The sequence below is a fragment of the Streptosporangium sp. NPDC000563 genome, from assembly GCF_040299985.1.
Taxonomy (GTDB): domain Bacteria; phylum Actinomycetota; class Actinomycetes; order Streptosporangiales; family Streptosporangiaceae; genus Streptosporangium.
Genome location: NZ_JBEPDA010000027.1, coordinates 80731 through 92558, shown reverse-complemented (window position 1 = coordinate 92558; position 11828 = coordinate 80731). Strand labels below are relative to the sequence as shown.

Here is an 11828-nt window from a genome sequence, read left to right as displayed (position 1 = left end):
AAGTCGTCGAAGCGCAGGTCGAAGAAGTCGCCGGTGTCGAAGATCTCCCGGGCTTTGGCGATCAGGGCCTCGCGGTTGCGCCGGGCGTCGGCGCGTAGTGGTTTGTCGGCGGTCATGTGCTACCTCGCGTTGACAAGTGGAGACTGTCTCCATATCTTCAAAGAAGTGGAGATGACCTCCAATTCGATTGTATCCCATGAGGTGCGGCGTGAAGATCCTGATGTTCGGCCGAGGCGTGATCGCCACCATCTACGGCTGGGCCCTGGAGAGGGCCGGTCACGACGTCGAGTTCTACGTCCGGCCCGGACGCGCGGCGACGTACGGCGAAGCGATAGACCTCGACCTGCTCGACGCACGACGGCGGCCGTGGGGGGAGCGCGTCGTCGAGAGGTGGCCGGTGCGCCTGCGCGAGACGCTGGAGCCCGACCACGACTTCGACCTGATCGTGCTCAGCGTGTCGCACCACCGCCTCGCCGAGGCGGCGGCCTTCCTAGCCTCGCGCGTCGGCCGGGCCACGGTGCTGGTCTTCGGCAACATCTGGACCGAACCGCCGGCCGCGATCGGCGACCTCCCCTGCGATCAGGTCGCCTGGGGCTTTCCTCAGGCTGGTGGGGGTTTCGGCGAAGACGGCGTGCTCCGTGGGACGCTGCTGCCGTCGGTGGTCTTCGGCACCCTCGGCCGGCCCCCGACCGACCGGGAGCGGGCCGTACGCCAGGCGTTTCGCGAGGCCGGACTCCGGCTCAAGGAGCGGCCTGACTTCCGCGGCTGGCTGTGGGTCCATTTCGCGTCGGGTGCCGGTCTGCTCTCACAGGGCCTGCGGCTGGGTTCCCTGTCCAAGCTGGCCGGGGCAAGAGGCGACCTGCGCGAAGGGCTGCTGGCCGGCCGGGAGCTTCTGCCGCTCCTGCGGGCGCGCGGTGTCGACCTGCGACGTCACCGGGGCGGTGTGCTGCTGTTCCGTGTGCCCACCTGGCTGACGGCCCCCGTGCTCGCCTGGCTGACCGCTCATGTCGCGCTCGCGCGCGTGAGTTTCGCGGCGCACTCCGATCCCGACGCCGAGGAGCCGCGTGAGGTCTGCCGGGACACCCTGGCCGAAGCACGACGGTTGGGCATCTCGGTACCGCGACTGGAAGCGGCGGAACCGCACTTCGCCCGCGAGGGGACGGGTCAAGTCTGAATCCGCCGATATTTGTCGGTCCCGGTGGTCCATTGCGGCTCCTTGGTCCGTCGCATCCCAGGGCCGAACCCGGTCGCACCGGTCGACCAACCGCCGTTCACATGCGGCTTTTCGTTGTCCAGCCTCTATCGCCTGTCCGTGACGTCGTGGAAGGAAAAGTCATGACCACCGCAGAGAAGCACGAGTTCCCCATGGCCCGTACGTGCCCGTTCGCGCCGCCGCCGGCGTACGAGGAGATCCGCGAAGGAGAGCCGGTCTCGCGGGTTCGTCTGCCCGACGGCGGGTGGGCCTGGGTGGTCAGCCGCCACGAGGACGTGCGAACCGTGTTGAACGACCGGCGGTTCAGCGCCGACCGGGAGCATCCGGATTTCCCGTCACTGGTCAAGGGCGAGGCGGCGTTCCGGCGGCCGGACGAGGAGCGCTTCCTGATCTCGATGGACGCGCCCGAGCACGGGCCGGCGCGCAAGGCCGTACTCGGCGAGTTCACGGTGCGCCGGTTGGAGGCGCTGCGGCCGCGGATCCAGGAGATCGTCGACGGGCAGATCGACGCGCTGCTGGCCGGGCCGCGGCCCGGTGACCTGGTGGAATCGCTGTCGCTGCCGGTCCCGTCACTGGTGATCTGCGAGATGCTGGGCGTGCCCTACGCCGACCATGAGTTCTTCCAGGAGCACACGGTGAAGGTGATCAAGCAGTCGACGCCGCCCGAGGAGCGGGGGGCGGCCATGATGGCCATCCAGGGCTACATGACCGACCTCATCGCGCGGAAGGAGGAGAACCCGCCGGACGACCTGCTCGGGCGGCAGATCGTCAAGCTGCGCACGGACGGCACCTACCGGCGGACGGCACTGGCCCGCATGGGCTTGCTGCTGCTCGTGGCCGGCCACGAGACGACGGCGAACATGATCTCGCTGTCGACCGTGGCGTTCCTGCGCGACCCGGAGCAGCTCGCGATGATCAAGGCCGACCCGGGCAGAACGCTCAACGCGGTCGAGGAGATGCTGCGCTACTTCACGATCATCGACGTGGCGACGGCCCGGCTGTGCGTCGAGGACGTCGAGGTCGGCGGGCAGCTGATCCGCGCCGGCGAAGGACTGCTGGCGCTCGGGTATTCGGCCAACCGAGACCCGCGGGCGTTCGAGAACCCGGACAAGCTCGACATCGAGCGCGGCGCGCGCCACCACGTCGCGTTCGGGTTCGGGCCGCACCAGTGTCTGGGCCAGAACCTGGCTCGGATGGAGCTGCAGATCGTGTTCGACACGCTGTTCCGTCGCGTGCCCACGCTGGAGCCGGCGATGGATGTCGACGAGCTGCCGTTCAAGGACGACGCGAACATCTATGGCCTGTACCGGCTCCCGGTGACCTGGTAGCGGACGAACCGCCATCCCCATCTCAGGAGGAGAGGGCCATGAAAATCATCGCGGACACCGACAGGTGCGTCGGTGCCGGACAGTGCGTGCTCACTGAGCCCGCGCTGTTCGACCAGAGCGAGGACGACGCCACAGTCATCGTGCTGAACGAGACACCGGAGGGCGAGCTGGTCGAGAAGGCCCGCGAAGCGGTGCACCTGTGCCCTGGCCAGGCACTCTCCCTGGAGGAGTGAGGCAATCCGTGGATGGCCGTACAGCCTGAAAGGATCACGCTGATCGGTGTGGGACGCCGAACGGCGCGTCTCCGCTCGAACAGGGCAGTGGCCGCGCGAGAGCAGGTGAGCCAGGAGCAGGCGGCGGACGTTCTCGGAGAGCAGCGGCAGGCCGATACCCGTCACCGCCGCCCGCGTGCGCCGTGGCCGCCGAGCCCAGCAGCGGCGCGGTCGCGGCGGCACCGGCCACCACGGCGGCGCCCCGCAACAGCGAACGCCGGTCCCATGCTCCGTTGTCAGCCACAACCCTCTCCTTTTCCTGGTCACCTTCGACGCGACGTTCCGATCGGCGGACGGAACGTCGCGTCCACTGTCGACCGGCCGTGTGCCCGCCTCGTCCTCGCCGCGTCATGGTCGTGTCACGGCCCTGCGGACGGTCGCGCCGACGGTCGCCGTCGTCGACGAACGGTGACGTGCGGCGGGCAACGCGGGCACATTCGGCGCCGATCGTGGTGCGTCATGAACGAGCCACGCATGATTCCGCCTCGGCCCCGTGACCGGCTGTACGCCGTGGTCACGCTGGTGCTCGCCGTGCTCCTGCTGCCCGCGGCGTTCGTCCGCGCTCCCGGCCGCGCCCGCGAACTCGCCTGCCGCTGGGCGTTGCGGATGCGATTCCCCGCCGAGGACCTCACCGGGCTCACCGAAGGTGCCCTGGCGGCGTTCACCGCGGCGCGCACCCGGGCGCTCTGGCGTCACGGCCGGCTCATCGGCCTCACCTCGGGATACCGCGATCCCCATGTGCAGCAACGGATGTTCGACGAGGAGGTGCGCCGCGCGGGCTCCCCGGCGCTGGCGCGCATGCTCGTGCTGCCACCGGCGGAGTCCGGCCACGTCAGGGGCGTCGCGTTGGACGTGCGCCCCCACGAGGGCGCGCGCTGGCTGGAGGAACACGGCGCCCGCTACCACCTTTACCGCATCTACGACAACGAGTGGTGGCACTTCGAGCACCGCCCGGACAGCGGCGGCAGGCCGCCACGGCGACTGCCCCACCCCGGCGTGGGTTACGCCGGCGAGCGCACGGACCGGCTGTAGTCCGGTCCTGGTCAGCGCGTGGAGGGCGACTGGGGGAAGTCGAACCGGTCGGTCCGGCGAGCACGACCCCCGGTGGTCGGCGGGGGACGGCCGGCTCGTCCCGCATCGGAACCCAAGGCCGCCGGCCGTGACACGACCATGACACGGCGCTGACGAGGCGGGGACACAGTCGGTCGACAGTGGATGGGGCCCGCTCTCCAGGGGGGGAGCCGGCTCTCTCCGTGCCGTCGAGGAAGGCTGATCGATCGTGACCGAACGCGTACGCGTGGCCGTGCTGGCCGGTGGGCCGTCCGCCGAGCACGAGGTGTCGCTGCAGTCGGCGCAGGCCGTGCTCAACGCTCTGCCGAGGGATCTGTACGAGCCCGTCGCGGTCATCATCGACCGGAGGGGCAGGTGGCCGGTGGAGTTGCGACGCGGTCTGGTGGACGTGGTCTTCCCCGCGCTGCACGGGCCGTTCGGCGAGGACGGCGTCGTGCAGGGTCACCTGGAGACGTTGGGCATCCCGTACGTGGGCTGCGGTGTCATGGCCTCCGCCGTGGCCATGAACAAGGTCGCGATGCGGCGCGCGTTCCTGGCAGAGGACATTCCGATCACGCCGCATGTGTGGTTCACCGAGCACGAATGGGTCACCGCCACCGACCACTGGGAGCTGGTGAAGCCGCTCGACTGGCCGATGTACGTCAAACCGGCCGGCATGGGCTCCTCCATCGGCATCTCACGTGTCACCTCCATGGAGGAACTGCGCGCGGGCGTGGATCTGGCGCTCGCCTACGGTCGGGTGGTCGTCGTCGAGCAGGGCGTGAACGCGCGCGAGGTCGTCTGCGGCGTGCTCGGCGGCTACGACACCCCGGATGCCTCGGTGCCCGGCGAGCTCATCGTGCCCGGCGACTGGCTCGACTACGAAGCCAAATACCTCAGCCGGGCAGAGATCGCCGCCATTACCGCCGTGCTGCCGGACCGGGTGGTCGAGGACGTGCGGGAACTGGCCCTGCGCGCCTTCCGGGCGATCGGCGGCTACGGCCTGTCCCGTGTCGACTTCCTCTACGAGGAGGACACCGGACGCCTGTACGTGCTGGAGATCAACACCATGCCCGGCTTCACCTCACGTTCCGTCTACTCCAGGGCGTGGGCCGCGAGCGGTGTCCCGTACCCGGATCTGCTGCGCCGCCTCATCGACCTCGCGTTCGCCAGGAGCGGCTCATGATCCCCATGACGCTGAACGAGATCGCCCGGGTCGTCGGCGCGAGCCTGCATGACGTGCGCGACCCGCAGGCGCCGGTGACGGCGCCCTCCGCGGTCGACTCCCGCGAGGTGGTGCCCGGCGGCCTGTTCGTCGCGACGGCCGGCGCCCGCGTCGACGGCCACGACCACGCGGCCGGTGCCGTCGCGGCCGGCGCCGTCGCCGTGCTGGCCTCAAGACCGGTCGGCGTGCCCGCCCTCGTGGTCGAGGACGTCCAGCTCGCGATCGGCCTGCTGGCCAGGCACCTGCTCGAACGCATCAGCCCGACCGTGATCGGTATCACCGGCTCCGTGGGCAAGACCACGACCAAGGACCTGCTGGCCCAGGTGCTCGAACGGCACGCCGCGACGGTGGCCACCGACAGGTCGTTCAACAACGAGCTCGGGCTGCCGCTCACCGTGCTGCGTGCCGATGCCGCCACCCGATACCTGGTGCTGGAGATGGGGGCGGGCCGCAAGGGCGACCTGAGGTATCTCACCGGGATCGCACCGCCCCGCGTCGGGCTGGTGCTCAATGTCGGCAGCGCGCATGTGGAGCGCATGGGAGCCGGGTCGGCCGACGTGGCCGAGGCCAAGGGCGAACTGGTCGAGGCACTCCCGGCGGACGGGTTCGCCCTGCTCAACGCCGACGACCCGTACGTCATGGGCATGGCCGGCCGTACCAGGGCCCAGGTCCTGCTGTACGGCGGGTCGGCGCAGGCGCGGGTGCGAGCCGAGAACGTGCGGATGGCCGACCGTGCGCGAACCGCGTTCGAGCTGGTCACGCCCTCAGGACGCGCCCCGGTCGAGCTCGGCCTCATCGGCGAGCACCAGGTGGGCAACGCCCTGGCGGCCGCCGCCGTCGCCACCGTACTCGGCCTGGGCGTCGCCGAGATCGCCGACGGGCTGAACGCCGCACGGCGGCGCTCCGCGGGCCGGTTGGAGATCGTCGAACGACCCGACGGCGTCACCGTCGTCGACGACGCCTACAACGCCAGCCCCGAATCCATGCGGGCCGGGCTGCGGGCGGTGAAGGCCCTGGCCGGTACCCGTCGTACCGTCGCCGTGCTCGGCGCGATGGGGCAGCAGGCCGGCGCCTCCCGTACCCGGCACGCGGAGATCGGCCGGCTCGTCGCCGACCTCCGCTTCGACGTGCTGATCGCGGTCGGACCGGGGGATCCGCTCGCGATCGCGGAGGCGGCGGAGTCCTCGAAACAGGGCGTGGCCGTCCACACCGCCCAGGACGTGGCCGAGGCACTCGGACTGGCCGGCGCGCTTCTCGAACCGGGAGACGTGGTGTTCGTCAAGGCCTCCAGCGAGATCGGGCTCGGTGCCTGCGCCCGTGCGCTGGCCGGAGCCTGACCGCCGGCGCGTCGCCGAGGAGACGAGCGGACCAAGTCCACGCCGACGCACCGCCTGGCCGGTGGCGGCACCAGTCATCGAAACGGAGTGCCATGCGTACGATCGGTCTCATCGGCGGGTTGAGCTGGGAATCGACGGTGATCTACTACCAGATCATCAACCAGCGGGTCCGCGAGCGGCTCGGCGGCAGCCATTCCGCCAACAGCCTCATCTGGTCGGTCGACTACACGACCGTCGAGGACCTCGTCTTCGCCGACCGCTGGGACGAGGTGAGCACGCTGCTCGCCGATGCCGGCGGGAAACTGGAGGATCTCGGCGCCGAGGTCCTGCTCGTCTGCAGCAACACCTTCAGCCGGGTGAGCGACGACGTGGCGCGGGCCGCGAGCGTGCCCGTGCTGCACATCGCCGACGCCGTGGGCGCGGAGGTTCGGGCGAGGGGGATGCGCAAGGTCGGTCTGCTGGGCACTCGCTTCACCATGGAGCAGCCCTTCTACCGGGAGCGGCTGGCCGCCCACGGCCTCGACGTGGTCGTCCCGCGACGCGAGCAGCGGGAGCTCGTCCACCGTGTGATCTTCGAGGAGCTGGTGCGCGGGGTGCTCAGGGAATCCTCCAGGGACGAGTACGCCCGGGTCATCGCCGATCTCGCGGCGGAGGGAGTCGAAGGCGTCGTCCTCGGCTGCACGGAGATCGAACTCCTGATCACCGAGAAGGACACCGCCGTCCCGCTGCTGCCGAGCGCTCGGCTGCACGCGGAGGCGGCGGCCGGCTTCGCGCTCGCCGAGTGACGCACCCTCGGTCGCGTCCCCGCACAGCGCGTTGACGCCGTACGACCCCCGGTGCCGCAGGTCGGCGCGGACACGTTCGACGCCGAGGACAGCTTTTCCGCCGTCACCCCGGAGGGTTCCGGGGAGCGAAGGTGATCGTCGTGGTCGGTGCGACGCGTCCGCTCGGCGGGTCGCCGGCCGGGATGACGTCGCTGGGTCGCACGCCGCAGCCGGATACGGCGACGAGCGATACGAGGCCCACGGCGAGCATGCGACGGGCGAGTCCTGTCCTCATTCGGGGCCTCCGTCCGGATCGGCTGCCCGGCGCGGGAGGCGCAGCGTGAACACGGCACCGCCGCTCGGGGCGTTGGTGACGGTGAGGTCGCCTCGGTGCAGGCGGGCGTTCTCTCGGGCGATGGCCAGGCCCAGGCCGCTGCCCTCGGACCTGGCTCTGGCCGCGCTGGCCTTGTAGAACCGGTCGAACACGTGCGGCAGCACCGCCTCGTCCACCCCCGGCCCGTGGTCGCGGACCTCAAGAACGATCCGGTGCGGGTCGGCGTGAAGCCGTACCGACACCGGTGGCTCGCCGTGCCGCAGGGCGTTGCCGACCAGGTTCGCGAGGATGACGTCCACCCGGCGCGGGTCCAGCCGCGCCGTCACCCCGGGGGGAACCTCGGTGCGCACCCGCTCCGACCAGCCCCGCACACGCAAGGTCGCGTCCACCAGTTCGGCCACGTCGACCTCGTTCGGCGCGAGGGCCGCGACGCCGGAGTCGAACCTGCTGATCTCGATGAGGTCGTTCACCAGAGCGGTGAGGTTGAGCGTCTCCTGGCCGACCAGCCTGGCGGCCCTGTCGGCGGGTTCGGGCAGCCGGGCCGCCTCCTCCTCCAGGACGTCGGCGACCGCGGTGAGCGCGGCGAGCGGGGTGCGCAGCTCATGGGACACGTCGGCCACGAACCTGCGGGCGTCGGCCTCCATCTCGCGCAGCTGCCCGACGAGCCGTTCCAGCTCCGCGGCGGTGTTGTTGAACGTGCGCGCCACGTCGGCCAGCTCGTCGGAGCCGCGCACCGCGATCCTGGTCCGCATCTCGCCCTCGCCCAGCAGGCGCGCCGCCCTGCCGAGCTCGCGCACCGGGCCCAGAACGCCACGGGCGGCGAGTGACGCCAGGACGACCGCGAACGCGAGGGCCGCCCCGCCGATCAGCCAGGCGACGGCGGCGAGCTCGTCGATGCTGCGCTGTTCGGGAAGCAGGCTGCGCGCGATGTATACCTCGATACCGGACACCCGCGTCGTCCGGTCCTCCTCGATGATCAGCAACGGCATGCCGATGATGAGAGTGGGCTCGCCCTGCCGCACCACCCTTTGCCACGCGGTGCGGCCACCGGCCACCACCCGTCGCAACTCCGGTGAGGCCATCCCGAAATCCAGGGCCGGGGACTCCTCGCCCGGCCTGTCGCCTCCCAGCGGCGGCGAGGACGGCGGGAGCGGTGAGTGCGCCTCGCGGTAGACCGCGACCGCGAAGCCGTCGCCGTCGGTCGCGGCCTCGGCGATCTCGCCGAGCTCGTCCGGGCCGGGCGTCGCGCTCCGCAACGGGTAGAGCGCCTGCAGGCGGCCGGTCATCGCCTTTACCGCGGCATCCTGGGTCCTCTTCAGGATGGAGTTGCGTGCCTGGACGTAGATCCCGCCGGCCACCGCCGACGTGGTGACCACGCACAGCAGCGCGAAGGAGAACAACAGCCGGGCGCGCAGCCCCAGGCTCGGCCGAGGTGTCACCGGCGGCTCACACCGGCCCGAACCGGTACCCGAACCCACGTACCGTCTGCACGTAGACGGGGGTCGCCGAGTCGTCCTCGATCTTCGCGCGCAGCCGCTGCACGCACGCGTCCACCAGGCGCGAGTCGCCGAAGTACCCGTGCTCCCACACCGACTCCAGCAGTTGCTGGCGGCTGTGCACCCGGCCGGGAGTGCCGGAGAGTTCGAGCAGCAGGCGCAGTTCGGTCGGGGCGAGGTCCACCGGCACGCCGCGTTTGGCGACCACGATCCCGGCCCGGTCGATGGTCAGCTCCCCGTGCCGCTCCAGCTCCGCCTGGTCCCGGCCGACCCGCCGCAGCACGGCGCCGATGCGTGCCTCAAGCACCCTGGGCTGCACCGGCTTGACCACGTAGTCGTCGGCGCCCGCCTCCAACCCGGCCACCACGTCCATGTCGTCGCCGCGCGCGGTCAGCATGATGATCGGTGTCTGACCGGCGGCCCGGATACGGCGGCAGACCTCGAACCCGTCCATGCCGGGCAACATCAGATCGAGCACGACGACGTCGGGAAGATCCGTACGCAGCCGCTCCAGCCCCTGCTCGCCGGACTCCGCCGCGCGTACCCGGTATCCGTGCCGGGTCAGGGCCAGCTCAAGACCCTCCCGTACGGCCGGGTCGTCCTCGATCAACAGCACTCGCGACACGCCGCCGAGTCTCACCGCACGCCCCCGTAACTCGTCCACCGGTCGGCCCTGTCCAGTGTCGGCCGGCCGTGTCTCCGCCTCGTCTTCGCCATGTCATGGTCGTGTCACGGTCTTGCCGACGGTCGCCGCCGCCGAACAAGCGGTGATATGCGGCAGGTGAGGCGCGTTCGGCGCCAATCGTAGTTCGTCACGAACGAGCCACGTACGATCTCACTTCGGCCCTGTGACCGGCTGTGACCGGCACGGCCCGGCTACGTCGACCGCCCAGGCGCCGGCGAGCGGCGCCTGGGCGAGGGGACATTTGTCAGGCCAGGGGGGAGGTCACCGTGAAGGAGGCGTCGGAGGCGAAGACCGAGGTGGACGCTTTCAGGTCCAGTCGCATCTCGTAGTTGTAGTGGCGCAGATAGCGGCCCGGCAGGTTGTACGACTCGAACGAGGTCGTACCGCCTCCGGCCAGCCCCGCCCTGCCGCAGAACGTGGCGTCACCCTTGAAGATCGCCGTGCCGTCGTCACGCTGCAGGGTGAGCCGCATGTTGTAGTGCCGCAGGTAGTAACCCGGCAGATTCACCGCCTGGAAGGAGTAGCAGCCGTTGTTGGCCAGCCCGGCGGTCACGGTGAACGTGGCGTCCCGGCGGTCGGCGAGCGTGCTGGAGGCGCTCAGCGGATCGATACGGGCAAGATTGTCGCGGTGGCGCAGATAGCGGTCGGGGAAGTTGGCCGAGCGCAGCGAGCGGTTACCCGTCGGCACCGCGGTCGTGTCACCGGCGTCCTCGCGCAGCACGGTGAAGTGCCTGGCGACGCCGGACAGGCCGGGCAGTTCGACCTTGGCGGAGAAGGCGGACAGGTCGGAGCTGTCGGCGTAGTAGTAGCGGCCGCCCGTGTAGTTGTCGAAATAGATCCGCCACCTGCCGTCGGGCAGCCGGGTCAGCGCGGGCCCCTCCAGCCCCGAGCCCCAGCCCGCCCAGTTCCCGACGCCGGTGAACTGCCAGGGGCCGGTGAGCGAGGTGGCGGTGGCGTGCTCGATGTACTTCGTCGTCTCGTTCTTGAGGAAGTTGTGGTACGTGGAGCCGACCTTGACCACGAAGCTGTCGATGTAGTTCGCCGGGATGCCCAACGCCGCCGGGGCGCTCCAGGATGACAGGTCGGTGTTGGTGGCGGTGATCCGATACGGCCTGAACTGTCCCGCCGTGCCGGTCGTCGAGGCCGAGAAGATCACGTGAACGCTGCCGTCGGAGTCCTTGAACCACTCCGGCGCCCAGGTGCTGCCGGTGGCACCGTTCAGCCCGACGGTCACGTTGCGAAGGAACGTCCAGCTCACGGAGTCGGCGCTGCGAGCGAAACCGATGGTGTCACCGGTCCAGTTCGTCGTGTAGACGAGGTAGTAGTAGCCGTCGGTGTGCCGCAACACGCTGGGATCCCTGATCAGCCCCGACGGTGGCGTGTAGGCGTTGGCCCGCACGAGGGAGAAGGTGGAGGCGTTGGGGGAGTCGTAGACGTACATGTTCGATTCGCTGCTGTTGGTGAAGGCCGTCATCAGGTAGTGGGGGACCGGACCTGCGGCGTGGGCCGCCACCGGTGTCAGGACAACGGCCATGACGACGGTGAACAACGCGGCCAAAGCTCTGTGATACCTACGCATTCCGGTACCTCCACGATGTTAGCGATAACATTTCACGGCGAGCGTACGGAGACGGTGATTCGAGCGTTGGCGCATTCTTAGCCCGGCGAAGGGGCCTTCGTCAATGAGGTGATCTAGGAGCTGTTCGAGGTTCGGATCATGTGGGTGAGGAGTTTCAGCCACATGATCGAGCCTCGGAGGTGGAGTCCGGCCTCGTGGCTTTCCGGGGTTTTGTCATAGCGGGTGGCCAATCCGCGCCAGGTCTTGATCTTCTGGAAACAGCGTTCGACGGTGTTGCGCCGGCGGTAGCGCTCGGGATCGAAGTCGACGGGCCGCCCGCCCGCTGACCCCTTCTTCTTGCGGTTGCCCGGCAGGTCGGCCTTCTCCGGCGTGCCCGCCGTTCGACAACGGCGGGCACGCCGGGTAACGCTGGACATGACAATCCACAGGTACGACCAACGCCGCGATCACCTGCAACAACGCGATCGGCCGGTACGGCCGTCCGTCACCGCCTTCACCCGCACGTGACGAACCGGTGGGGGATCGCCCGACGGTGACGAGCGGGT

Annotated in this window: 10 protein-coding genes and 1 pseudogene; 7 read left to right on the top strand and 4 right to left on the bottom strand. The window is 70.1% G+C overall.

From position 1 onward, the window contains the following. The first annotated feature begins 208 nt into the window (after window positions 1-208). The 7 genes from ABT352_RS35705 to ABT352_RS35675 all read left to right on the top strand — a co-directional run bounded on the left by ABT352_RS35705 (window position 209) and on the right by ABT352_RS35675 (window position 7210). Complete coding sequence (locus ABT352_RS35705; RefSeq protein ID WP_350949449.1) at window positions 209-1174, top strand: ketopantoate reductase family protein; 966 nt, start codon at window positions 209-211, stop codon at window positions 1172-1174. A gap of 161 nt (window positions 1175-1335) precedes the next feature. Beyond that, window positions 1336-2541 carry a cytochrome P450 gene (locus ABT352_RS35700; protein WP_350949448.1) on the top strand — a complete coding sequence of 402 codons (1206 nt, stop codon included), beginning with the start codon at window positions 1336-1338 and terminating at the stop codon, window positions 2539-2541. 38 nt (window positions 2542-2579) lie between these two features. After that, entirely contained in the window at window positions 2580-2774 is a 195-nt protein-coding gene (locus tag ABT352_RS35695; RefSeq protein ID WP_350949447.1) for a ferredoxin, read from the top strand. Window positions 2775-2786: 12 nt separating this feature from the next. Further along, window positions 2787-3845 carry a D,D-peptidase/D,D-carboxypeptidase VanY-N gene (gene vanY-N, locus ABT352_RS35690; RefSeq protein WP_350949446.1) on the top strand — a complete coding sequence of 353 codons (1059 nt, stop codon included), beginning with the start codon at window positions 2787-2789 and terminating at the stop codon, window positions 3843-3845. Window positions 3846-4092: 247 nt separating this feature from the next. Continuing rightward, window positions 4093-5049, top strand: a complete 957-nt coding sequence (locus tag ABT352_RS35685) for a D-alanine--D-alanine ligase family protein (protein WP_350949445.1) — start codon at window positions 4093-4095, stop codon at window positions 5047-5049. After that, window positions 5046-6425, top strand: coding sequence for a UDP-N-acetylmuramoyl-tripeptide--D-alanyl-D-alanine ligase (locus ABT352_RS35680; RefSeq protein WP_350949444.1), 1380 nt, complete (start codon window positions 5046-5048; stop codon window positions 6423-6425). Before ABT352_RS35685 ends, ABT352_RS35680 begins: the two co-directional genes overlap by 4 nt. Before the next feature lie 92 nt (window positions 6426-6517). Next, window positions 6518-7210 (top strand): aspartate/glutamate racemase family protein, encoded by a 693-nt coding sequence (locus tag ABT352_RS35675; RefSeq protein ID WP_350949443.1) that lies wholly within the window; start codon window positions 6518-6520, stop codon window positions 7208-7210. 270 nt (window positions 7211-7480) lie between these two features. Here ABT352_RS35675 and ABT352_RS35670 read toward each other — a convergent pair whose 3' ends face one another. The 4 genes and pseudogenes from ABT352_RS35670 to ABT352_RS35655 form a co-directional block, all read right to left on the bottom strand. Further along, window positions 7481-8962 carry an ATP-binding protein gene (locus ABT352_RS35670; protein ID WP_350949442.1) on the bottom strand — a complete coding sequence of 494 codons (1482 nt, stop codon included), beginning with the start codon at window positions 8960-8962 and terminating at the stop codon, window positions 7481-7483. Window positions 8963-8969: 7 nt separating this feature from the next. Then, entirely contained in the window at window positions 8970-9644 is a 675-nt protein-coding gene (locus ABT352_RS35665) for a response regulator (RefSeq protein WP_350949441.1), read from the bottom strand. A gap of 304 nt (window positions 9645-9948) precedes the next feature. Further along, the gene (locus ABT352_RS35660; protein WP_350949440.1) at window positions 9949-11283 is read right to left on the bottom strand and encodes a glycoside hydrolase family 43 protein; all 1335 of its coding nucleotides are present in this window, start codon (window positions 11281-11283) and stop codon (window positions 9949-9951) included. 113 nt (window positions 11284-11396) lie between these two features. After that, a pseudogene (locus ABT352_RS35655) lies at window positions 11397-11675 on the bottom strand (hypothetical protein); the annotation flags it as partial. Between the last annotated feature and the right edge of the window lie 153 nt (window positions 11676-11828).